General features: G+C 60.8%; 23 protein-coding genes and 2 pseudogenes. 15 read left to right on the top strand and 10 right to left on the bottom strand.

Annotated elements, in window-relative coordinates:
• Window positions 1-145 precede the first annotated feature (145 nt).
• Complete coding sequence (locus AB5I78_RS28355; protein ID WP_010207442.1) at window positions 146-400, bottom strand: TIGR02647 family protein; 255 nt, start codon at window positions 398-400, stop codon at window positions 146-148.
• Window positions 401-551: 151 nt separating this feature from the next.
• A complete protein-coding gene (locus tag AB5I78_RS28350) occupies window positions 552-836 on the bottom strand; it encodes a hypothetical protein (protein ID WP_106575823.1) in 285 nt (94 codons plus the stop codon).
• Between the two features lie 127 nt (window positions 837-963).
• On the opposite strand from AB5I78_RS28350, the gene AB5I78_RS28345 reads away from it, so the two are divergent.
• Entirely contained in the window at window positions 964-1,623 is a 660-nt protein-coding gene (locus AB5I78_RS28345; protein ID WP_369301886.1) for a glutathione S-transferase family protein, read from the top strand.
• A gap of 137 nt (window positions 1,624-1,760) precedes the next feature.
• Here the strand turns inward: AB5I78_RS28345 and argH are convergent, their stop codons facing one another.
• Window positions 1,761-3,155, bottom strand: a complete 1,395-nt coding sequence (argH, locus tag AB5I78_RS28340; protein WP_145158064.1) for an argininosuccinate lyase — start codon at window positions 3,153-3,155, stop codon at window positions 1,761-1,763.
• A 389-nt stretch (window positions 3,156-3,544) separates the two neighbouring features.
• Between argH and AB5I78_RS28335 the strand changes: the two are divergent.
• The 8 genes and pseudogenes from AB5I78_RS28335 to rsd all read left to right on the top strand — a co-directional run.
• A pseudogene (locus AB5I78_RS28335) lies at window positions 3,545-3,661 on the top strand (sensor histidine kinase); the annotation flags it as partial.
• Window positions 3,658-4,404 (top strand): LytTR family DNA-binding domain-containing protein, encoded by a 747-nt coding sequence (locus AB5I78_RS28330; protein ID WP_145158061.1) that lies wholly within the window; start codon window positions 3,658-3,660, stop codon window positions 4,402-4,404. The pseudogene AB5I78_RS28335 and the gene AB5I78_RS28330, both read left to right, overlap by 4 nt.
• A 137-nt stretch (window positions 4,405-4,541) precedes the next feature.
• Window positions 4,542-5,483: a hydroxymethylbilane synthase gene (gene hemC / locus AB5I78_RS28325; RefSeq protein ID WP_369301887.1), complete on the top strand. Its 942-nt coding sequence runs from the start codon at window positions 4,542-4,544 to the stop codon at window positions 5,481-5,483.
• Complete coding sequence (locus tag AB5I78_RS28320) at window positions 5,480-6,229, top strand: uroporphyrinogen-III synthase (RefSeq protein WP_369301888.1); 750 nt, start codon at window positions 5,480-5,482, stop codon at window positions 6,227-6,229. The genes hemC and AB5I78_RS28320 overlap by 4 nt, the downstream gene beginning before the upstream one ends.
• Before the next feature lie 41 nt (window positions 6,230-6,270).
• Entirely contained in the window at window positions 6,271-7,386 is a 1,116-nt protein-coding gene (locus tag AB5I78_RS28315; RefSeq protein ID WP_145158053.1) for a uroporphyrinogen-III C-methyltransferase, read from the top strand.
• A gap of 5 nt (window positions 7,387-7,391) precedes the next feature.
• Complete coding sequence (locus tag AB5I78_RS28310) at window positions 7,392-8,633, top strand: heme biosynthesis protein HemY (protein ID WP_369301889.1); 1,242 nt, start codon at window positions 7,392-7,394, stop codon at window positions 8,631-8,633.
• A 236-nt stretch (window positions 8,634-8,869) separates the two neighbouring features.
• Entirely contained in the window at window positions 8,870-9,391 is a 522-nt protein-coding gene (locus AB5I78_RS28305) for a disulfide bond formation protein B (RefSeq protein WP_369301890.1), read from the top strand.
• Window positions 9,392-9,600: 209 nt separating this feature from the next.
• On the top strand, window positions 9,601-10,059 hold the full coding sequence (rsd, locus tag AB5I78_RS28300; RefSeq protein WP_106575814.1) for a sigma D regulator: 459 nt from the start codon (window positions 9,601-9,603) through the stop codon (window positions 10,057-10,059).
• A 54-nt stretch (window positions 10,060-10,113) separates the two neighbouring features.
• Here the strand turns inward: rsd and AB5I78_RS28295 are convergent, their stop codons facing one another.
• The gene (locus AB5I78_RS28295) at window positions 10,114-10,791 is read right to left on the bottom strand and encodes an FKBP-type peptidyl-prolyl cis-trans isomerase (protein WP_145158047.1); all 678 of its coding nucleotides are present in this window, start codon (window positions 10,789-10,791) and stop codon (window positions 10,114-10,116) included.
• A gap of 192 nt (window positions 10,792-10,983) precedes the next feature.
• Between AB5I78_RS28295 and AB5I78_RS28290 the strand changes: the two genes are divergently transcribed.
• Complete coding sequence (locus AB5I78_RS28290) at window positions 10,984-12,216, top strand: AlgP family protein (RefSeq protein WP_370004284.1); 1,233 nt, start codon at window positions 10,984-10,986, stop codon at window positions 12,214-12,216.
• On the opposite strand, the gene AB5I78_RS28285 is transcribed toward AB5I78_RS28290, so the two are convergent.
• On the bottom strand, window positions 12,213-12,677 hold the full coding sequence (locus tag AB5I78_RS28285) for a TIGR02444 family protein (RefSeq protein WP_369301891.1): 465 nt from the start codon (window positions 12,675-12,677) through the stop codon (window positions 12,213-12,215). The two genes, AB5I78_RS28290 and AB5I78_RS28285, sit on opposite strands and share 4 nt — an antisense overlap.
• Window positions 12,678-12,727: 50 nt before the next feature.
• On the opposite strand from AB5I78_RS28285, the gene AB5I78_RS28280 reads away from it, so the two are divergent.
• From AB5I78_RS28280 to AB5I78_RS28270, 3 genes are all read left to right on the top strand, one after another.
• The gene (locus AB5I78_RS28280; RefSeq protein WP_369301892.1) at window positions 12,728-14,638 is read left to right on the top strand and encodes an ATP-binding cassette domain-containing protein; all 1,911 of its coding nucleotides are present in this window, start codon (window positions 12,728-12,730) and stop codon (window positions 14,636-14,638) included.
• Window positions 14,638-15,210, top strand: coding sequence for a mechanosensitive ion channel family protein (locus tag AB5I78_RS28275; RefSeq protein WP_145158036.1), 573 nt, complete (start codon window positions 14,638-14,640; stop codon window positions 15,208-15,210). The genes AB5I78_RS28280 and AB5I78_RS28275 overlap by 1 nt, the downstream gene beginning before the upstream one ends.
• Before the next feature lie 89 nt (window positions 15,211-15,299).
• Window positions 15,300-15,932, top strand: coding sequence for a LysE family transporter (locus AB5I78_RS28270; RefSeq protein WP_145158033.1), 633 nt, complete (start codon window positions 15,300-15,302; stop codon window positions 15,930-15,932).
• 140 nt (window positions 15,933-16,072) lie between these two features.
• Here the strand turns inward: AB5I78_RS28270 and AB5I78_RS28265 are convergent, their stop codons facing one another.
• From AB5I78_RS28265 to AB5I78_RS28250, 4 genes and pseudogenes are all read right to left on the bottom strand, one after another.
• Entirely contained in the window at window positions 16,073-16,813 is a 741-nt protein-coding gene (locus tag AB5I78_RS28265) for a penicillin-binding protein activator LpoB (protein WP_369301893.1), read from the bottom strand.
• Between the two features lie 3 nt (window positions 16,814-16,816).
• A pseudogene (gene lpoB, locus AB5I78_RS28260) lies at window positions 16,817-17,403 on the bottom strand (penicillin-binding protein activator LpoB).
• A 35-nt stretch (window positions 17,404-17,438) separates the two neighbouring features.
• Window positions 17,439-17,810: a YcfL family protein gene (locus AB5I78_RS28255; protein WP_106575804.1), complete on the bottom strand. Its 372-nt coding sequence runs from the start codon at window positions 17,808-17,810 to the stop codon at window positions 17,439-17,441.
• A 10-nt stretch (window positions 17,811-17,820) separates the two neighbouring features.
• A complete protein-coding gene (locus AB5I78_RS28250) occupies window positions 17,821-19,215 on the bottom strand; it encodes a COG3014 family protein (protein WP_369301894.1) in 1,395 nt (464 codons plus the stop codon).
• A 256-nt stretch (window positions 19,216-19,471) separates the two neighbouring features.
• Here AB5I78_RS28250 and AB5I78_RS28245 point away from each other — a divergent pair, with 256 nt between their 5' ends.
• Window positions 19,472-21,367, top strand: a complete 1,896-nt coding sequence (locus AB5I78_RS28245) for an FTR1 family protein (RefSeq protein ID WP_369301895.1) — start codon at window positions 19,472-19,474, stop codon at window positions 21,365-21,367.
• 2 nt (window positions 21,368-21,369) lie between these two features.
• The gene (locus AB5I78_RS28240) at window positions 21,370-21,825 is read left to right on the top strand and encodes a YaiI/YqxD family protein (RefSeq protein WP_369301896.1); all 456 of its coding nucleotides are present in this window, start codon (window positions 21,370-21,372) and stop codon (window positions 21,823-21,825) included.
• Between the two features lie 209 nt (window positions 21,826-22,034).
• On the opposite strand, the gene elbB is transcribed toward AB5I78_RS28240, so the two are convergent.
• Window positions 22,035-22,700 carry an isoprenoid biosynthesis glyoxalase ElbB gene (gene elbB / locus AB5I78_RS28235; RefSeq protein ID WP_145158018.1) on the bottom strand — a complete coding sequence of 222 codons (666 nt, stop codon included), beginning with the start codon at window positions 22,698-22,700 and terminating at the stop codon, window positions 22,035-22,037.
• Between the last annotated feature and the right edge of the window lie 83 nt (window positions 22,701-22,783).

Raw genomic sequence — 22,783 nt, 5'->3', positions numbered from 1 at the left:
CCCGACGTGGGCGGCCGTCTAGGAGTTTACAGACACAAGCGTAGGAGGTTTAGAGGGAAATGGTTTCTGGCGTCAGAATTTTGTGCCATCCACAGCAATGCCCTCGGAATCCGCAGAAAGCGGACTCCATGGGCGGTATCAGGGATCAGGCAGCTTCTTTGGTGGTAGCAGTCGTCAGAATGGTCAGCAGGGTTTGGGCCTGCTCTGCAGCGTCCCGGCCAAGGCTGGTCAGGTAGCCCCCGTCTGGCTGGTCGATAAGGCCTTTTGCATGGAGGCGCTTGGCCGCGGCGATGGCAGTGGGAGCGGCGGTCTGGTGGACTTTCAGACCTTCCTTGGTGCTGTCCAAGGGGAAGAGTACAAGGATTTCCAGTTCGGCAACCAACTCAGGGGTATACGACATAAGGACTCCAGACTTTCTAAAATTTATTAGAGGCTAGCAGGGCATAAGGTGAACGCACTTTGCCAGGCTGTCCAGTGAGAAAGTCGTGGGTCTTGATATGGCGCAGGTTTGTGGCGAGGAAGCAGGCTTCCCGGCCACGAAAGTGCTCGATTCAGTCGTTTTCCGGGGGTAATTCCGGCAGTGCGCGCAGCGCGGTTTCATACCATTGGGTATCGAAGGCGCGGTCTTCTTCAAGCATCTTGTCGATTTCCACAGCCAGCACGTGGGCCATGAGATTCAAAATGTCTTCGCGCTCGTAGCCCACCAGGGTCAGCTTGTTGAAGGTGGCTTTGGCGGCAGGCGGGTTGTCGCTTTCGATCTGGTTTTCGATGGCCTGGGTCAGCGTGCTTTCGGTGAATTCTTCTTCGTCGTTGTCGATATCGGTCGGCTCGCTCATGGCGGGGCTCCTCAAGGAAAGGGCGCCAGTCTAACCCCATTCAGGCAGGTGATGCTGCTGGTCAGGTCGGGCCGCACGCTCTATAACTTCCGCAGCCAACCCCACACCCGGCCTGGAGGCATTCGCGATGCTCAAGCTTTACGGATTTTCGGTCAGCAACTACTACAACATGGTCAAACTGGCGCTGCTGGAGAAAGGTCTGCCGTTTGAAGAGGTGCCATTTTATGCAGGCCAGACGCCTGAAGCGCTTGCAGTAAGCCCGCGAGGCAAAGTGCCGGTGCTGGGCGTCAAACAAGGCTTTATCAACGAAACCAGCGTGATTCTGGAGTACATCGAACACACTCAGGAAGGTCCTTCGCTGCTGCCGGCCGAGCCTTTTCAGCGGGCTCAGGTGCTGGCGCTGTGCAGGGAAATCGAGCTGTACATCGAGTTGCCCGCCCGCGCGTGTTTCGCCGAGGCGTTCTTCGGTATGCCGGTGCCGGAGGCGATCAAGGAAAAATCCAGGGCCGAGTTGCTGTTGGGGATCAGTTCTTTAGGCCGACACGGCAAGTTTGCGCCGTACGTGGCGGGGGAGAGCTTCACGCTGGCCGATCTGTATTTCATGTACAGCGTGAACCTGGCCTGTGCCGTGGGCGAGAAGCTGTTTGGCCTGGATCTGCTGGCTGAGTTGCCGAAGGCGAAAGCGCTGCTGGAGCAACTGCACGCGATGCCCAACGCGCAGAAAGTGGCGGCGGACAGGGAGGCGGCGATGCCGGCGTTTATGGCGATGATTGCGGCCAAGAAGTAATCAGTCGTGCACAAATCAAATGCGGGAGCGGGCTTGCTCGCGAAAGCGGTGTGTCAGTCAATACATATAGCGACTGGTCTACCGTATTCGCGAGCAAGCCCGCTCCCACATTTTTGACCGCGCGGGTCTGAGGCTTTTTAGCGGCTGGCGAGCAGTGCCTGACCGCGCACGACCGCAGCTTTGACCTGCGCCGGCGCGGTGCCGCCCACGTGATTGCGCGCATTCACCGAGCCTTCCAGGGTCAGCACGGCAAACACGTCCTGCTCGATCTGGTCGCTGAATTGGCGCAGCTCTTCCAGGCTCATTTCCGCCAGGTCCTTGCCGGTGTCTACGCCGTACTTAACGGCGTGGCCGACGATTTCGTGGCAGTCGCGAAATGGCAGGCCACGGCGCACCAGGTAGTCCGCCAGGTCGGTTGCCGTGGAGAACCCGCGCAAGGCCGCTTCACGCATGATCGCGTGCTTGGGCTTGATCGCCGGGATCATGTCGGCAAATGCACGCAGCGAATCGCGCAGGGTGTCGGCGGCGTCGAACAGCGGCTCTTTGTCTTCCTGATTGTCCTTGTTGTAGGCCAATGGCTGGCCCTTCATCAAGGTCAGCAAGCCCATCAGCGCGCCGAATACACGGCCGCTTTTGCCACGCACCAGTTCGGGCACGTCGGGGTTTTTCTTTTGCGGCATGATCGAGCTGCCGGTGCAGAAGCGGTCCGGCAGGTCGATGAACTGGAATTGCGCACTGGTCCACAGCACCAGTTCTTCGGAGAAACGCGACAAGTGCATCATCGCGATGCTGGCGGCAGCGCAGAATTCGATGGCGAAGTCACGGTCCGACACGCCGTCCAGAGAGTTGCCGCCAACCGCGTCAAAACCCAGCAGTTGTGCGGTGTATTCGCGGTCGATCGGGTAGGTAGTGCCGGCCAGTGCGGCGCTGCCCAACGGCATGCGGTTGGCGCGCTTGCGGCAATCCACCAGGCGCTCGTAGTCGCGGCTGAGCATCTCGAACCAGGCCAGCAAGTGGTGGCCGAAAGTCACCGGTTGCGCAGTTTGCAGGTGGGTGAAGCCGGGCATGATGGTGCCGGACTCACGCTCGGCCTGCTCCAGCAGACCTTTTTGCAGGCGGGTGATTTCGCCCAGGATCAGGTCGATTTCGTCACGCAGCCACAGGCGGATATCGGTAGCCACCTGGTCGTTACGGCTGCGACCAGTGTGCAGTTTCTTGCCGGTCACACCGATGCGATCGGTGAGGCGGGCTTCGATGTTCATGTGCACGTCTTCCAGGTCGACGCGCCAGTCGAACGTGCCGGCCTCGATTTCACCGCGAATGGTGGTCAGGCCATCGATGATGCTGTCGCGCTCGGCGTCGGTCAGTACGCCGACCTTGGCCAGCATCGTGGCGTGGGCGATCGAGCCCATGATGTCGTGGCGGTACAGGCGCTGGTCGAAAGTGACGGAGGCGGTGAAGCGCGCGACGAAGGCGTCGACGGGTTCACTGAAGCGGCCGCCCCAGGACTGGTTGGTCTTGTCGGTGCTCATGGATTCGCTCGTGATCTGCTTAAAAGAGGCGTGGAGGTGTGCCGCGGATAATAACAGGGTTGCACTTAGAGGCGGTGCTGCGGGTGGTCGGCATTTTTATTTGTGCCAAGGATGGCTAAGTGCCTTGCCGCCGGACGCTTCCGGGAAGAGACTGGAGCGGGCCCTAATTGAAACGATATTTGACGATTGAGCAATATCGTCTCAGCGAGCGTCTACAGTTGCACTGATAGAGCGTGAATGCACCAAAGTCGGGTGATGCGGTCATAGCCCAGACTATCCATTAAAAAAGGGGGGTATTCGGATTGTGTATCAGCAAACCCTACGACGATGCCCGAAGGCAGCAGGTCTTGGGCGCAATTGAACAGGTCCGGGTAAATATGGGTGCCGCTGCCGGGGCACTTTTTGCCGCTCGCGCTAGTCTTAGCGTGGATCGCTGTGACGCAAGTCACCGCACCTGTCTACGCTATCCTTGTGCGAGACTCACGCAGGAATCCAGCGCAATATGAATGTCCTGATCGTTGATGACGAACCCCAAGCCCGCGAGCGACTGAGCCGTTTGGTCAGTGAACTCGAGGGTTATACAGTCCTTGAACCGAGCGCCACCAACGGCGAAGAGGCGTTGACGCTGATCGACAGCCTCAAACCGGATGTGGTGTTGCTCGATATTCGCCTGCCAGGCCTTGATGGCTTGCAAGTGGCCGCCCGCCTGAGCGAGCGAGAATCGCCGCCTGCCGTGGTGTTGTGTGCAGCTCACGAAGAGTTTTCTGCGCAGACCCTGGAAGACAGCGGTGTCAGCTTTCTTGCCAAACCGGTGAGTGCTGAGGCGCTGCTCAAAGCCTTGAAAAAGGCCGAGCGTCCCAACCGCGTCCAGCTCGCCGCTTTGACCCAGCCAGCCGCTCAGAGTGGTAACGGGCCACGCAGCCATATCAGCGCGCGGACCCGTAAAGGTATCGAGCTGATTCCGCTGAACCAGGTGGTCTACTTTATCGCCGACCACAAGTACGTGACCTTGCGTCACGAGACGGGTGAAGTGTTGCTCGATGAGCCGCTCAAGGCCCTTGAGGACGAATTCGGCGACCGCTTTGTGCGCATCCACCGCAATGCGCTGGTGGCCCGCGAGCGAATAGAACGCTTGCAGCGCACGCCCCTGGGGCACTTTCAGTTGTTCCTCAAAGGGCTTAACGGCGATGCCTTGATCGTCAGCCGACGCCATGTCGCCGGTGTGCGCAAGATGATGCAGCAGCTTTAGCCAGGGGCTTTGGCGAGGTCTGCATTCTGTATCCCGGTGCGACGCGGCCAGGGAGGCCCCGCACTTGCTGATTCAAATCAAAGCGTGTTTGCCTGAGCTGTTATTATCTGCCGTATCTATTCAGTACGGATTGATCCATGTCCTCTCGCGAAATCCGCATCGCCACCCGTAAAAGTGCCCTGGCCTTGTGGCAGGCCGAATACGTCAAAGCACGCCTTGAGCAAGCCCATCCGGGGTTGAAAGTGTCTCTGGTGCCCATGGTCAGTCGCGGCGACAAGCTGCTCGACTCGCCATTGTCGAAGATTGGCGGCAAGGGCTTGTTCGTCAAGGAACTGGAAACCGCACTGCTGGAAAACGAAGCCGACATCGCCGTGCATTCGATGAAAGACGTGCCGATGGACTTCCCCGAAGGTCTTGGCCTGTATTGCATCTGCGAGCGCGAAGACCCGCGTGACGCGTTTGTTTCCAATACTTATGCGTCGCTGGATGAACTGCCCTTGGGCAGTGTCGTCGGCACCTCGAGCCTGCGTCGCCAGGCGCAGTTGCTGACTCGCCGGCCGGACCTGCAAATCCGGTTTCTGCGCGGCAACGTCAACACCCGTCTGGCCAAGTTGGATGCGGGCGAGTATGACGCGATTATTCTCGCGGCGGCTGGCCTGATTCGCCTGGGCTTCGAAGACCGCATCACCTCGGCCATCAGCGTAGAAGACAGCTTGCCCGCGGGCGGACAAGGCGCTGTGGGGATCGAATGCCGCACTGCTGACAGTGAAATTCACGCCCTGCTCAAACCCCTTGATCATCAAGACACCGAAGTGCGTGTCACGGCCGAGCGCGCGCTGAACAAACGCCTCAACGGTGGCTGCCAGGTACCAATCGCCTGTTACGCCGTGCTTGAGGGTGAAAACCTGTGGCTGCGTGGCTTGGTAGGCGACCCCGCAGGCGGCACGCTGCTCACCGCCCAGGTTCGCGGGCCGCAGCGTGATGCTACCGCGCTGGGAATCCAGGTGGCAGAAGAGCTGCTGGAAAAAGGCGCCGGTGTGATTCTGCAAAAAATCTATGGCGAGGCTGGCCCGCAGTGACCGACTGGCGTCTGTTGCTGACGCGGCCTGCCGAGGAAACCACGGCCCTGGCCGCGACGTTGTCCGAGGCCGGCATTTTCAGCAGCAGCCTGCCATTGTTGGCGATCCAGGCCTTGCCGGTGACGGCTGAGCAACAAGCGGTCTTTTGTGATCTGGGCCGTTATAGCGCGGTCATCGTGGTCAGCAAGCCTGCCGCACGCCTGGCCTTGCAACAGCTGGATCGGCGTTGGCCGCAGCTGCCCTGGTTCAGCGTCGGCGCGGCCACTGCGCAAGTACTGGCCGATCACGACCTCACTGTTCATTATCCGCAAACCGGCGACGACAGCGAGGCCTTGCTTGCACTGCCCGCCTTGCGCGAGGCTATCGCACGCCCCGATGCCCGGGTATTGATCTTGCGTGGCGAAGGCGGGCGAGAGCTGCTGGCTGAGCGTTTACGCGAGCAAGGTGCTAGTGTCGATTATCTGGAGTTGTATCGTCGCACCCTGCCGGCTTACGACACCGGGGAGCTGATGCAACGCATACAGTTGGAACGCTTGAACGGCGTGGTGGTCAGCAGTGGGCAGGGTTTTTTGCACCTGCAAGCGTTGGCTGGCCCCGATTGGCCGCAGGTGGCGCGGCTGCCATTGTTCGTGCCCAGCCCCCGCGTCCATGAAATGGCGCGGGCCGCTGGCGCAGAAAAAGTTGTGGATTGTCGCGGTGCGAGTGCCGCGGCTTTGTTAGTGGCGTTGCGCAGCGCTGCCTTGTGAGGCAAGCCGCGCCCACTCTCTGATACGCAAAGGACGGATACGTGAGCGAAACAGCCTTGCCTAAAGATGAAACCCAGCCCGCACTTGATGCGCCGGCTGAGTCACCGGTCGCCGCGCCACGCCGTGGCAATGGCCTGGCAATCGTGGCCTTGTTGCTCGGCGCCGCAGGTGTTGCCGCTGGCGGATGGGGCATTTGGCAGGTCCGCGCCCTGCAAGCCGGCAGTCAACAGCAGTCGAGCCAGGTGCAGGCACTCGACGAGCAATCCCAGTCTCTCAAGCAGAGCCAGCAACAGCTGACTACCCGGCTGGCGCAATTGCCCGGTGCAGATGAGCTGGAAGAACGCCGCCGTCTGGTAACCCAGTTGCAGGGCGATCAGCAGCGCTTGAGCCAGCGCCTGGAAACCGTGCTGGGCGCCAGTCGCCAGGACTGGCGTCTGGCCGAAGCCGAGCATTTGATCCGTCTGGCCAGCTTGCGTTTGTCTGCCCTGCAGGACATCAACAGCGCTCAGTCTCTGGTCCAGGGGGCTGACGAAATTCTGCGTGAGCAAAGCGATCCGGGTTCCTACGCCGCACGAGAGCAACTGGCCAAGAGCCTTGCCGCGTTGCGCAGTACCGAGCAGCCGGACCGCACCGGGCTTTATCTGCAACTCGCCGCGCTGCGCGATCAGGTTGTACAGCTGGCGGCTATTGCCCCGGAATACCAACTCAGCGAGCCGGCCTCTCAAGGTCGCCCGACCAGCGATACGCAAGGTCGCCTGAGCCAATGGTGGGAGGAGATTTCCCGCTACTTCCGCATCGATTTCAACCCGGACGACAACATTCGACCGTTGCTCGCCGGTCAGGGCTTGAATCAGGTACGCCTGGCGCTGAGCCTGGCCCTTGAGCAGGCGCAATGGGCTGCGCTCAATGGTGAAACGGCGGTGTACAGCCGTTCCCTGGGCGAGGCGCGCAGCGTGCTGCAAGACAACTTCAACCAGGACAACCCACAGAGCAAAGCGATGCTCGCGCGTATTGCCGAGCTTGAGCCCAAGGCCGTTTCCGTGGCCACGCCTGACCTGGCGGCCAGCCTGGCCGCGGTGCAGGCCTACCTCGAACGTCGTCATCTGTCTGCCGATGAAGCCAAGGCGTCGGCGGGCACGCCGGCGACCCAGGAGTAGAGCCGATGAAGCGTTTCTATGTGATCCTGGTCCTGGCAATTGCAATCGCCCTGGCGCTGGGCGTGGGCATTTCCAAACACACCGGCTACGTGCTGATTACCTATCCCCATCTGCTGCATTACGAGTCGAGCCTGTGGGCGACGCTGGTGGCCGTGTTTGCCGTCGGCCTGGCGATCTATCTGATCCGTGTGTTGCTGAGCCTGCTCAGCACCTCCGGTGGTGTGGTCAACCCATGGTCGCGACGTAACCGCAGTCGCCGGGTACAAATTGCGATTGAGCAGGGCCAGATGGACCTCGCTGAAGGTCGCTGGGCCAGTGCCGAACGCCACCTGCACCGCGCCGCCGAAGCGGAGCGCCAGCCATTGTTGTACTACCTTGGCGCGGCACGTGCGGCCAATGAGCAGGGCCGTTATGAAGAGTCCGACGGTTTGCTGGAGCGCGCTCTGGAGCGCCAGCCTCAGGCTGAGCTGGCGGTTGCCTTGAGCCATGCGCAATTGCAGATGGACCGTGGCGATACAGAAGGCGCACTGGTGACTTTGCAGGCGATGCACGAGCGTCATCCGCACAACCCGCAGGTGTTGCGCCAGTTGCAGCGTCTGCATCAGCAGCGGGGCGATTGGTCTTCAGTGATTCGCTTGTTGCCGGAGCTGCGAAAAGACAAAGTCCTTCCCGCCAGCGAGCTGGCCGAGTTGGAGCGTCGCGCTTGGGGTGAAAACCTCGGGCTGGCGGCCCAGCGTGAAGAGCAGGGCGAAGCAGGCTTGCAGTCTCTTGAGCGGGCGTGGGAGCAGCTCACTTCCGCCCAGCGCCAGGAGCCACAGCTGGTTCTGGCTTACGCCGAGCAACTGCGCCGGCTGGGTGCCGACGCCAAGGCTGAAGAGGTGCTGCGCAGCGCCATCAAGCGTGGTTATGACAGCCACTTGATCCGGCTTTATGGTTTGTTGCGGGGCGCTGATTCGGCCCGTCAGTTGAAGTTTGCCGAAGGCTGGCTCAAGGATCACCCGGGTGATGCCAGCTTGTTGCTGACCCTGGGCCGCCTGTGTCTGCAAAACAGCTTGTGGGGCAAGGCGCGCGATTACCTTGAAAGCAGCCTGCAGGTGCAACGCAACCCTGAGGCCTGCGCTGAGCTGGCACGGCTGTTGGCCCAATTGGGTGACACCGAGCGCAGCAACCAGCTGTTCCAGGAGGGTCTGGGGCTGCTTGACAGTCGCTTGCTGGCCTCGCCGTTGCCCATGCCCGCGCGCGTCTGAAGTAGGAAAGAGGGCGAAGGTTGGCTCGGATGTTTCTGAGAGCCAACCCTTCGTTAGCCTGTAAATACTGGGTCTAAAGCGCTACGTAGTAAATTCCTACTGATAGCTGCTTAAAGTCATCCAGGGTCTGACGAGATATCCCTATGCTCTCGCGGAATTGCCTGCTCTAACGAGTATTGAAAGGGGTAAGGCCTTTCCTCTACCGTGACGGCCTATCTCTTGCGGTACGGATAACAATGTCTTTGGCCCCTTCACGCTCCTTGTTTTTCCTGGCGTTCATGGCTGGTGTGCTGACGTTGGGCGCGTCGTTTTATCTCGAGTACGGCGCGCTGCTACGCCCGTGTTTCCTTTGCCAGCTGCAACGTATCTTTCTGGCAGCCTTCACGCTGATCAATCTGGTCGCGGCGATTCATAATCCAAAGCGCTCTGCGGTTTACCTCTACGGGTTTGCCAGCATGGGCTGCGCATTGCTCGGCGCTATCACTGCCGTACGCCAGGTGCTGCTACAAAATGCCGCACCGGAGCAGACCACCGATTGCTGGCCAAGCCTGCACTACATGATTGAAAACCTGTCGCTGTGGCAAGCACTGCAATTGACCGTCAAAGGCACTGTCGATTGCGTTGAGATCAACTGGACACTGTTCGACCTCAGCGTTCCCGAATGGAGCTTGCTGTTCTTTTTGGCCATGCTGATGTTGGGCGCCCTGCAGTTTTCTCGGTTGTTTTTAAGTCGCCGATGGGGTCTCGCAAGGCCTTGAACGTGTGTCGCGGGTCGTAGGACGGGATTAAACACTTGTATGAACTTTCTCTCCTGCGTACCTTGAAGCCATAGTCATGCGGGCATAATCTGGCCCGCACGCATTATCGAAACCGTTTGCCAAATGTGGCCTTGTCCGGCTGCTGCTTTTATCCTTGAGTGTTGCGCGGGCACAGGCGGCAGCGCCCCCTATAGGGAAGAGAGATCATCATGCTGGAAAGTTGTCAGAATGCTCAGGAACGCTGGGGTGGGGTGCACAAGCTGATCGACAGCTGGTTGAAGGCACGTCACGAACTGGTTCGGGCCTTTGATGCTCTCGGCGCCAAGCCCGAAGCATTGGGTGAGAATCGCGAGCCGCTGCAAGACTTTTGCGCTGTGTTGGTGGACTACGTGTCTGCCGGACATTTCGGCGTCTACGAACAACTGACCAAAGAGGCGGAAGCCTTTGATGATCAGCGTGGTCTGGACTTGGCCGAAACCATCTACCCGCGCATCGACGTCATTACGGAAAAACTGCTGGTGTTCACCGAGTTGTGCGATGCCGGCAAATGCGTTGCCGAAAAATTCAAAGAGCTTGGCGGGTTGTTGCACGAACGTTTCGAGCTGGAAGATTGCCTGATCGAAGTGTTGCACAACGCTCACAAGGAAGAGGCCGCCACCCAGGCCTGAGCCTTGGCGGCGAGACAAAAAAACGGTGCGCATGGCGCACCGTTTTTTATTGGGTCAGTGGCGAGTGCCGAGCAATTCGATCTCGAACACCAGCGGCGTATAAGCGGGGATCAACTCGCCAGCACCGTCGGCGCCATAGGCTTGGGCGGATGGGATCACCAGACGCCATTTCGCGCCAACCGGCATCTGTTGCAGCGCGCTGCTCCAGCCGCTGATCACACTGTCCAGGCGAAACCATTGCGGTTGCGTGCTCTGATCGAAGACAGTCCCGTCGGGCAACCGCCCTACGTATTTCACTTGCACCTCATCACTGGCCAACGGCTTGCTGCCGGTGCCAGGCGTCAGCTCCGTGAGCAGGATGCCATTCGATAACTCACGCACGCCGGCTGCTGCTTTTTCCTTGGATAAAAATTGCTGTTCGGCAGCGAGTGCTTTTTCGCTTTGCGGCGCCTCAGCCTCGGCCGCGCTCTGTGCTTCGTGCTCGGCGAGGATCTGCTCGATACGTGCATTGTCCAGCGCCAGTGGTTTGCCCTGATAGGCTTGTTTAAGGCCATCGATCAACGCCTGAATCTGCAGGTCGGGTACTTCCTGGCGCAGTCGTTCGCCGAGGCTGGCGCCCAGGCTGTAAGCAAGGTCGTGCGGGTCTTGGGCAGTAGTTTTTGACGGCGATTGTTCTGCCGCATGGGTCATGGAAACTACCAAGCCAAGCATTAAAAAAAGGTAACGCGACATGGTTATTCTCCCGCCGAAAGTGCGACGGATTATGCCAGTGTGAGTGCGCAAAAAGTGCCGTGGTTTTTCGTTATATCGATAAGAATTTTCCTACGGTGCAACGCAAGGCAAACGATACTGTCAACATGCCCTAGCGGCGGTAAGAGCAGAGGGCTAGTATGAGCCGCACCCACGTCAGCCAGGAGGTAAACCATGTCGGCCAAACAGAAGCCTGTAAATACCCCGTTGCATTTACTCCAACAACTTTCGGGCAGCTTGCTCGAACATCTGGAAAGCGCGTGTTCCCAAGCCTTGGCTGATGCAGAAAAACTGCTCGCCAAATTGGAAAAACAACGCGGTAAAGCGCAAGAAAAGCTGCACAAATCCCGTACCAAACTGCAAGACGCCGCCACTGCCGGCAAGGCCAAGGCACAAGCCAAAGCCAAAGACGCCGTTAAGGAACTTGAGGATCTGCTGGACGCCCTCAAGGATCGCCAAGCTGAAACCCGCACCTACATTTCCCAACTCAAACGCGATGCTCAGGAAAGCCTGAAACTGGCCCAGGGCGTTGGTCGTGTGAAAGAAGCCGTGGCTAAAGCACTGGGCGCTCGCACGCCAGCAAAAGCCGTTGCGTCGAAGGCTTCGACTAAGGCAGCGTCCAAGTCCGCTGCTGCAAAACCAGCTGCCAAGCCAGCCGCTAAAACTGCTGCTGCAAAACCGGCCGCCAAGCCAGCCGCTAAAACCGCTGCTGCAAAACCGGCCGCCAAGCCAGCCGCTAAAACTGCTGCTGCAAAACCAGCCGCCAAGCCAGCCGCTAAAACTGCTGCTGCAAAACCAGCCGCCAAGCCAGCTGCCAAAACTGCTGCTGCAAAACCAGCTGCCAAGCCAGCCGCTAAAACTGCTGCTGCAAAACCAGCCGCCAAGCCAGCTGCCAAAACTGCTGCTGCAAAACCAGCCGCCAAGCCAGCTGCCAAAACTGCTGCTGCAAAACCAGCCGCCAAGCCAGCTGCCAAAACTGCTGCTGCAAAACCAGCTGCCAAGCCAGCCGCTAAAACTGCTGCTGCAAAACCAGCCGCCAAGCCAGCTGCCAAAACTGCTGCTGCAAAACCAGCTGCCAAGCCAGCCGCTAAAACGGCTGCTGCAAAACCAGCCGCCAAGCCTGCCGCTAAGACTGCTGCTGCAAAACCAGCCGTCAAGCCAGCCGCTAAACCCGCTGCTGCAAAACCGGCGGCCAAGCCAGCTGCCAAACCGGCTGCTGCAAAACCAGCTGCTAAGCCAGCCGCAAAACCCACTGCTGCAAAGCCAGCCGCCAAGCCTGCACCGGCCAAGCCGGCAACCCCGGCAGCTCCGGCTACTACCCCGGCAGCGTCCACCGCTCCAACTGCGCCGGCCAGCAGCACGCCTGCACCGGCAGCGCCAAGCACCACCCCAACCAGCGCTTCCTAAGTGCCGGTGGCCTCGACGCGCAGCGACTGCAGCGCGTCGTGGTCAAGGTTGGCGGCTCCGGTCGCCAAGCCTTCAAGCCATCTCGATTGACCCCCTTTCTCGCCAGTCGGCCATGTTTGCGCCAGCACTTGCAGGCGCGTCAGCAACTGCCGTTCAGCTTCCAGCTCCAGGGCCTTGACCCGTTCGCGTAGCGCCGCCAATTGCGCATCCTGCTGCGCCATGGTTCGCCACTGCACGCGTACCTGTCGCAACGGTTCGACCACGTCTTGCTGCCACGGCTGCGCAATCTGGCGCAACGCCTGCATGCGTTCGGCGGTCGCTGCAACACCGCGCTGCTCCAGCCAGGCGCCGCAGAGCAACAGGCACACATCCGCGCCTTGTGCCTGCAAGCGCAGGCAAGCAGCTTCAATGCCCGGGTGGGCATACGTCGAGAGGGCAAAGCTCCACAGGTCAGCGCACATATTCACACCCAAGCCAGCGGCCAACGAAGCTGGTAGACTCCGCCGCCATTATGATCCGACTTCAAAGCCTAACATTACAGCGTGGCCCGCAACGTCTTCTTGAAGACGCCGAGCTGACCCTGCACGCCGGTCACAAAGCCGGCCTGATCGGTGCCAACGGCGCCGGCAAATCCACGTTGTTCGCCCTGTTGCTTGGTGAGCTGACCCCGGATTCCGGGAATTGCCTGCTGCCGGCCGACTGGCGTATCGCCCATATGCGCCAGGAGATCGACACCCTGGACCGCATCGCGATCGACTACGTGCTCGATGGCGACCTGCGCCTGCGTCAGGTGCAACACGACCTGGCCGAGGCCGAGACAGCCCAGGACGGCGCCGCCCAGGCCCGTCTGCACTCGGAACTCGACAGTGCCGATGGCTACACGGCCGACGCTCGCGCCCGCAAGATGCTGGCCGGCCTGGGTTTTACCAATGAACAGATGGACCGCCCGGTCGCCGACTTCTCCGGCGGCTGGCGCATGCGCCTGAACCTGGCCCAGGCGCTGATGTGCCCGTCCGACCTGTTGCTGCTCGACGAACCGACCAACCACTTGGACCTCGATGCGATCCTGTGGCTGGAGGATTTCCTCAAGAGCTACCCGGGCACCTTGCTGCTGATTTCCCACGACCGGGATTTCCTCGACGCCGTGGTCGACAATATCGCCCACGTCGAACAGAAGAAAATCACGCTCTACCGTGGCGGCTACACCGCATTCGAGCGCGCCCGCGCCGAACGCCTGGCTCAGCAGCAGCAAGCGTTCGAGAAGCAGCAAGCGCAACGTGCGCACATGGAAAGCTACATCGCCCGGTTCAAGGCCCAGGCCACCAAGGCCCGTCAGGCCCAGAGCCGGATCAAAGCATTGGAGCGCATGGAAGAGCTGTCGGCGGCCCACGTCGATTCGCCGTTCGACTTCGTGTTCCGTGAGTCGGTGAAGATCTCCAGCCCGTTGTTGGACCTCTCGGATGCACGCCTGGGTTATGGCGACAAAACCATTCTGGAGAAGGTCAAGCTGCAGCTCACGCCAGGTGCGCGTATCGGTTTGCTCGGCCCCAACGGCGCAGGCAAGTCGACGCTGATCAAGAACCTGTCGGGTGAACTGCAACCCCTGGCCGGCCGCCTGACGCGTGGCGAGAACCTGGTGGTGGGCTACTTCGCTCAGCATCAGTTGGATTCCCTCGATTCCAAGGCCAGCCCGTTGTTGCACCTGCAGCGTCTGGCGCCGACCGAACGTGAGCAAACCTTGCGTGATTTTCTCGGTGGCTTCGACTTCCGTGGCGCACGCATCGATGAGCCGGTGTTGAATTTCTCCGGCGGCGAAAAAGCCCGCCTGGCCTTGGCCCTGATCGCCTGGGACCGGCCAAACCTGCTGCTGCTCGACGAACCGACCAACCACCTGGACCTGGAAATGCGCCTTGCGCTGACCATGGCCCTGCAGGAATTCAGTGGTGCGGTACTGGTGGTGTCTCACGATCGCCACTTGCTCAAGAGCACCACCGATAACTTCCTGCTGGTGGCTGACGGCAAAGTCGAAGAGTTCGACGGCGACCTGGACGATTACGCGCGTTGGCTGACGGACTACCGTCTGCGCAACGCGCCGGCCAGCACTACGCCGGTCAACCCGGACAAGACCGACAAGAAGGCCCAGCGCCAGGCCGCCGCCGCCCTGCGTCAGCAGCTGGCGCCGCACAAGCGCGAAGCCGACAAGCTGGAAGCCGAGCTGGGCAAGGTGCACGAGCGCCTGGCCAGGATCGAAACCAGCCTGGGCGACAGCGCCGTGTACGAGGCGGCGCGCAAGGACGAGTTGCGCGACTTGTTGGCCGAACAAGCCAAACTCAAGGTGCGTGAAGGTCAGTTGGAGGAAACCTGGATGGAAGCCCTCGAACTGCTGGAAACCCTGCAAGCGGAGCTGGAGGCGCTGTCCTGATGGAAGCGCTGCAATTGCCATTGCCGACGCAGTGGGTCGAACCGGTCTGGATCGGTGTGCAAATCCTGCTGATCCTGCTGGCGGGTTATCTCGCCCAGCGCTTCGTCGCCAAGGGTTTGAATCGTCTGGGGGAGCGTTACCCGTTCCCGCCACAACTGCTGATGCCCCTGCGTGGCGGCCTGCGCTGGCTGATCATGGGCAGCGCGTTGATCTTTGTGCTGGGCCGTCTCGGCGTGTCAGCCACGGTGCTGTGGACGGCGCTGTCGGGGTTTGTCGCGGTGGCCGCCGTGGCGTTTTTCGCCATGTGGTCGGTGCTGTCCAACCTGCTGTGCGCGATCTTGATTTTCACCGTCGGGCCGTTCCGCCTGGGTGACATTGTCGAGTTGGTGGATACCGTCGACAAACCGGGCGTCAAAGGCCGGGTCGTGGCGATCAACCTGCTCTACACCACGCTGATCGAAGTGCAGGACGCCGGCACCGACAGTGCGATGGTGCAAGTGCCTAACAGCTTGTTCTTCCAGCGCTCGGTGCGGCGTTGGCCAGGCACCCATGTGTTCCCTGGCGACCGCTAGTATTTACATCCTGTAAAAATATCTAGCCAGCCTTTGCTCGGCGGAGTTAGTTTTAGGCTCAATCGCTAACTCTCCCTCTGAGGTGTGTAATGGCACTCGACACATGGCTGGCCTTTTTTGTGGCCAGCTGGATCATTTCCCTGTCCCCCGGCGCTGGCGCCATCGCGTCGATGTCCAGCGGCCTGCAATACGGTTTCCTGCGCGGCTATTGGAATGCCATTGGCCTGCAACTGGGCCTGGCGATGCAGATTGCCGTGGTCGCGGGCGGCCTGGGTGCCATTCTGGCGGCGTCCTCGAACGCGTTTTATGCGATCAAATGGTTTGGCGTGGCGTACCTGGTGTACCTCGCGGTCAAGCAATGGCGCGCGCTGCCCATGGACATGAGCGAAGACTCGGCCATACGCCCGATCGGCAAGCCGCTGGCGATGATGTTCCGTGGCTTCCTGGTCAATGCCAGCAACCCCAAGGCCCTGGTGTTCATGCTGGCGGTGCTGCCGCAGTTCGTGAACCCGCAGGCGCCACTGCTGATCCAGTACCTGATCCTGGGCGCGACCATGATCAGCGTCGATATGATCGTGATGGCGGGCTATACGGGGCTGGCGTCGAAGGTCTTACGCCTGCTGCGCACGCCTAGACAGCAAAGACGCATGAACCGCACCTTTGCCGGGTTGTTTGTGGGGGCTGCGGGTTTCCTGGCCAGCTTGCATCGCGCAACGACCTGAGGCTGAAAAAACCGGCTAAAAATGTGGGAGCTGGCTTGCCTGCGATAGCATCACCAAGGTGTAACTGATACACCGCGGTGCCTGCATCGCTGGCAAGCCAGCTCCCACATTTGTTTTGTGTTGCGTGTGCAATCGCAGCTTCAGCGCAGAATCTTCGGCGCTTCATCCCTGGGCAGGTTGTTGCGCAGCGCAGGCTTGCCGGGGTCTTGATACCCGCCGCCCAGTTGCTCTGCCAGTTGCCTGGCCACATCCTCACCCAAGGCTTTCGACACGTCCCTTACCACTCGTGGCCGGTTCAGGCTCACGCGCACATCACGGCTGTTCACCAGCTTGGTGTCCTGGCCTTCGCCCATCGCGGTAAACGCCGAGGTGATCTCGAAGGTGCGCGTGTTGATCAGGCTGAAATCCGCCACCAGCGTCAGGCCCAGCACGGCCGAGTAGCTGTTGGTGTGGTCCAGGGCGTTGATGTCCTGGGTGAAGTCGATGTCTGACAGGGTGCCGAACAGCACGTAGTCGGCGCCCTTGAAGTTGCCGGCCTTGATGCGCTTGATCACGTCGTACACATCGCCCTTGGCGTCGGCGGTGTAAGGCGTGCCCTGTACCAGTTGGAGCTGGTGCGACTTGAGAATCTCGCCCTTGATATCTCCGCTGAATTTACGCAGCTCGGCCTGTTCGATGTAGCTGGTGCGGCTCTCATACTCGCTGTAGCTCGACGCACCGCTGGCCTGATAGGCGCTGGCCTGGAAGTTGTTGCTGGCCGAGACCGCGTGGATGTACTCCTCGACGCGCGCCTCGTAGGCAAGGTCAGTCACCGCGATCTTCGGGGCGGCCGAGGCGCCAAAGGCGCACAGCAGGCCGATCATGCCGATCCATGCACGCATTGCTCAGCGCTCCGTGGTTTTGCGGATTTCTTTCTCATCCATCCATTCGGCCAGGCCGCTCTCGACGTCGATCAGCTGCAGGCTGAATTTGTAGAAGACGTCTTTGTAGTCCGAGCTGCGCTTGACGATGGAGCTGATGGAGCCTTCCAGGCGGTACTTGGCGGCGACCATATTGCCGGTCTTGCTGACGGTGGCTTTTTTGTACAGGCCGCTCTGGTTTTGCAGCTTGAGTTGGTCAACCTGGCTTTGCATATCGGTGTTGTCGCTGGCGAAGCGCGCAGTGCCGGTCTTCATCAGCTGGGTCTTGATCGACGTGGTGATCTCACGGGTGTCGATGTACTCGCTGGTCTTGTTCTTCACGTCATACACCTGCACGACCGGACGGCCTGCAAGATGCCGGACTGGGCCAGGGAGCGGGTCATGCTTTCGGCGATCATCTGCAGGTCGGTCGAGCCGAACTCGTTGGTGACCAATTCCACGGCCTTAGAGTCGCCGTAGCTGATGTTCTTGCCGCCAAGGACCGGCGAGGTGTTGGAGCAACCGCTGGCCAGCAGGGCAACCACGGCGAGAATCGAGACGCGTGCAAACATGGGGAAATCTCTCTGAAAACTGATAGGTGAAGGCTTCAAGGCGTTTTCACTTCAAGACGAAAGTCTGCCGCCTGAGGCAGGTTGGCGATGGCCGGCAAGAACGTGGCCTGGTTGGCGTACAGGTTCAGCACTTTCCAGGTTTCTTCATCGCCCACCGGGAAACCGTCGGCGCCCAGCCAGGCAAAGCGGTAATACATCATCTGGTTGCTGCTGGTGATGTTGCTCAGCTGCACCTTGGCCGTGAGAAAGCCATTTTCACGGGCCACACGAATGGCACCGACGGCGATGCCTTTGAACGTGCCCATCACCACGATTTTGCTGGCGGCGCTGCCAGGCTCCGGCGGCGGCGGTGTGGCGCAGCCGGCGAGCAGGACCAGCGCCAGGGCGCCGAGAATGAAATGACGCATAGCGTGCTCCTTAAGGTTGTTTGAGGGCGATGGCCTGGTTGGCAGCACTCGGCACCACGCGGGCCGCGAGGCCACCGGCGAATACCTGGTTGCCGACCACGCGCAGGGTGATCACCTGATAGCGCTGGTCGGCCTTAACCGTCACCAGCGTGCCGCCCAGGGCGTTGGGCAGGCTAACTTGGTGGTCGCCGTGCTTGAGGCGCAGTCGCGTCACTTGGGTCAGGTCCGGCAGCGTGCGCCAGGTGCGCGTGTCGGCGCCTTCGGTCACGGCCGAGGCGATGCCCAGCACCAGGCCCGCCATGGGGTTGGTCTTGTTCAGGTTGTTCTGCGCCACGCCACGGCTGACCGCACGCACGGTGGTGCGCAGGATGATCCCCGGCATGTCATCACGCAGGGCGCGGCGCGACATGGCCGTGGTGCTGTTGAGTGCGGTGAGGTTCTGTTGCTTGCCGTCCACGCCGATCTGGGCAAAGGTCGCGGTGGAGTTGTCGGCCTTGATCACCGGGAACGACAGCGGGGTGATCACCAGGTTGCCATTGATCGGGATCGGCAATGGCAGGCGGATCGAATCACGTGCCGGTGCCAGGCCGCTTTGGACCACGATCAGCACGTCGGTCTCATCGGCGCCGACCTTGGACTTGTCCAGCTCAAGCAACGCCTGCTCCAGCAGCGGCGTGTTGGGGCGCAGTTCGGCGGCCTTGCGGTAGCCGGGCGCAGCCAGGTCTTTTTCGCCGAGGGCTTCGTAGACAAAGCCTGCCAGGTAATGGCTGAACGCACTCTGGTAGCTGTTTTTCAGGCCGACCACTTCCGGCGCGTCCAGTGCCTCCACCGGGTAGCCGCGCAAGTCTTTGATCTGAGTGGTGACGCCTTGGCGCTCGGCTTCGTTTTCGCGCTTGAGGTATTCCTTGTCGCGCAGGTCGGCGATCACCGCTTCGCGTTCGTGGGTCTTCTTGATCTCGGTGCGGGCACCGTCGAAGTCGTTCACGGCCAGCAGGTTCAAGGCCATCTGGGTGGTGAGCATGACTTTTTCGTAGTCATAACCTTCGTAGCGACGCACTTTGTCGTTGACCAGGAAACTGCCGAACTGGGCGAGGTACTTTTCGCTGTCGAATTTGACTGACTCTTCCCACTTGTAGACTTGCAGGTCGGCGCTGCGCCAGGCGGTCTGGCTGCCGGTGAGGTCGCCCTTGGCGCGCAACAGCTCGCCCTTTTCGAAGAAATAGAGCAGGTCTTTGTCGTCGCCGGTATTGTTTTTTTCCAGCAGGGTCAGGGCACCGTCGACATTGCCGGTGGCCAGCTGCTGGTTGGTGGCTTGCAGCTCTGTGTCGTAGCTGCGAAACATCGAACAACCGGACAGCAAGGTCACCGCCGCGAGTGCGAGCGGGGTTAAGGCGCGAAATGCCATACAAACTTCTTCCCTGAAAATAATCAGCCGATGTGCCTATTCCTCATAAAAACGAGGAATTAAATTCCCTTTCGCAATAACAGGGCGCGGCATTATAGGCGCCATTACTGGCAAAACAATGGCTTTTTGCTCCGTTTTTTGTGCGATTGCCATCATGTCGACGGCGATATTTCTATCGCCTTATCACTGACGTCTTGAGTCAAACCCCTTAACGTTAAACAATGTGTTACTTCGCATTTCCCTTTGAGATTCATTCATGACTGCCCTTTACCGTTTTCTCGCCTGGCTGCTGCTGCCGGCGCTGATGTCGTGCAGCTTTAATCTGTTGGCGGCAACTGCCGAGGGCGCGCCTCAAGCCTTGCATCTGCTCGATTACATCGGTGCCGACTACCCGCCAGCGGTGGACGCGGGCAAGGTCGTGGATGAATCCGAATACCGCGAACAGGTGGAATTTCTTGGGGTATTGCAGGGCCTGGTAGCGGATTTACCCGAGAAGCCCGAACGCGCCGATTTGATAAAGGGCGTCAATGAATTGCTGGCGGCGGTGACCGCGCGTGAAGAGGGCACGACCGTCGCCCACCAGTCCCGTCAGTTAGGTGCCAAGTTGGCAGTGGCGTACGAGGTCAGCCAGGCTCCGGCGATCACCCCAGACCCCACGCGCGGCGCACCGCTCTATGCCCAGCACTGCTCGGTATGCCACGGCACTGCGGGCGCTGGTGATGGCCCGGCCAGCACGGGCATGACGCCGCCGCCCGCGAACCTGCGTGACGCCGCGCGCCTGGACCGCCTGAGCCTTTACGCGATCTACAACACACTCGGTCTGGGCGTCGAGGGCACTGACATGCCGTCTTTCGCTGACCAATTGGATGACCGTCAACGCTGGGACCTGGCGACCTACATCGCCGGTTTCACCGCTGACCCGGCTGCGGCAAACAGCGAACAACCCTTCAACCTTGCCGACCTGGCCCGCCAGACCCCCAATGAAGTGCTCGCCGCAAACGGCCCGGCCGCCGCCGCGACGTTCCGCGCCCAACGTGCGCAGCCGCCGCAGGTCAAGCGTGGCCCGGCGCAGTTGCTCGATTACACCGCGACCACGCTGGACAAGAGCCTCGCCGCGTTCCGCAACGGTGATCACGAACAGGCCTACGACTTGTCGGTAGCCGCCTACCTGGAAGGGTTTGAGCTGGTGGAAAGCTCGCTGGACAACGTCGACGCCAACGTGCGCAAGGACACCGAGAAAGCCCTGATGGCCTACCGGCAGTCATTGCAGGACGGCCTGCCGATCGAGCAGGTGCAGCAGCGTCTGGACGTGGCCAAGGGCAAACTCACTGAATCTGCCGGCTTGCTGGGCAGCGATGGCTTGAGCTGGTCGTTGAGTTACATCTCCGGCCTCCTGATTCTGTTACGTGAAGGTCTGGAAGCGATCCTGGTGCTGGCGGCGATTCTGGCTTTCCTGCGTAACACCGGCCAGCAATCGGCGGTGCGCAGCGTCAACGTCGGTTGGGGCCTTGCGCTGTTGGCCGGCCTGGCGACGTGGGCATTGGCGGCGTATGTGATTGACGTCAGCGGCGCCCAGCGCGAATTGCTTGAAGGCTGCACGGCACTGTTCGCCAGTGTGATGGTGCTGTGGCTCGGCGTGTGGATGCACGACCGACGCCACGCGGCGGCCTGGCAGGATTACATCAAGAGCAGCCTGGTGGGCGGCGGCGGGCGCTTCGGGTTTGCCATGCTGGCGTTCTTCTCGGTGTACCGCGAGCTGTTCGAAGTGATCCTGTTCTACGAAACCCTGTGGCTGCAAGCCGGCCCCGCCGGGCACAACGCGGTGCTGGCCGGTGGCGCCACGGCGCTGGTGCTGCTGGTGGGCCTGGCGTGGGTGATCCTGCGCGGCTCGGCGAAGCTGCCCTTGGCGTTGTTCTTCGGCATCAACGCGGCGCTGCTGTGCGCGCTGTCGGTGGTGTTCGCCGGCCATGGCGTGAAGGCCTTGCAGGAAGCCGGCATCTTCGGCACACGGCCGGTGGCGTTCTTTGACTTCGACTGGCTGGGCATCCACGCCGACGCGTATTCGTTGAGTGCGCAGGCCGTGGCGATCCTGGCGATTGTGGTGCTGTACGGCCGCAGCCGCCTGGCAGAAAAACGCCGCGTGGCAGCCTGACCATGCGCGTGTGGATCGATGCGGATGCTTGCCCACGGGCGGCCAAGGACCAGGTGGTGAAATTCGCCCTCAAGCGCCAGTTCGAGGTGGTACTGGTGGCGGGGCAAAGCCAGATCAAACCGAGCTTTGCTTGTGTGAAGTTGATCGTGGTGCCCAGCGGCCCGGATGCGGCGGATGACTACCTGGTGGAGCACGCCGTGCCCGGTGAGCTGGTGATTTGCAGCGATGTGCCCTTGGCCGACCGGCTGGTGAAGAAGGGCATCACGGCCCTTGACCCTCGCGGCAAGGAATTCAGCCCGGCCAACATGAGCGAACGGCTGGCGGTGCGTAACCTTTTCACGGATCTGCGCGAGCAGGGCCAGATGGGCGGAGGCCCGCCGCCCCATGGGGAAAAGGATAAGCAGGCGTTTGCCAATGCGCTGGACAGGATATTGACCAAGTTGATGCGCGAGGCCTGACGTTGGCGAGCAGTGTTCTTGTGGCGAGCGGGCTTGCCCCGCGTTGGGGGGCGAAGCCGCCCCAAAACTTCACGCCGCAGATTAACTGACTGACCGCGTTGCCTGGATTGGGGCTGCTGCGCAGCCCAACGCGGGGCAAGCCCGCTCGCCACGAAGAGACTGCCCGCCACGAAGGGTGGGATAACCACCCTTAAGTGTTCGGGACGCGCTCAATCATTTTCGTGGGTCAATTCCAGCACCCGATCCACGAGTTTGTTGATACCTGAGGCCACCTCACTGATGTTCTTGCCGAGCATGTAGGCCGGGGTGCTCACCAGTTTGCGCGGGGTGTCCTCGACGATGTCTTCCACTGTGCAGTCGCGGTGGGTGGCGCCCATTTTGTCGAGGGCGGCGGCGGTGTCGGCGTCGTTGCCGATGGTGCACGTCACGCCGGGGCCGTAGATTTTCGCGGCCAGTGCCGGCGAAATGCAGATCAGCCCCACCGGCTTGCTCGCTTCGGCGAAGGCTTCCGCCAGCGCCAGCACCTGCGGGTTGACGCTGCAACCCGCACCTTCCACGGCAAAGTTCGACAGGTTCTTCGCCGCGCCAAACCCGCCGGGCACGATCAGCGCATCGAAGTCTTCGGCGCGGGCCTCACGGATATCTTTCACGTCACCCCGAGCAATCCGCGCCGACTCCACCAGCACGTTACGCGACTCGGGCATCTCTTCGCCGGTGAGGTGGTTGATCACGTGATGTTGCGCGATATCCGGCGCAAAACATTGGACCTGGGCGCCTCGCTGGTCCAGGCGCAGCAAGGTGATCACGCTTTCGTGGATCTCTGCGCCGTCGTACACGCCACAGCCGGAAAGGATCACTGCAATCTTTTTGCTCATGAGTATTTTTCCCTATTTCATGGCGTTAAATGTCTACTAATTTGTCATCTGTTGCCAATGGGATCTCGCGCCGCTACACCTAA

The sequence above is a fragment of the Pseudomonas sp. N2-3-1-14 genome (assembly GCF_041228395.1).
Taxonomy (GTDB): Bacteria; Pseudomonadota; Gammaproteobacteria; order Pseudomonadales; family Pseudomonadaceae; genus Aquipseudomonas.
This window is presented reverse-complemented; position numbering and strand designations above follow the sequence as displayed.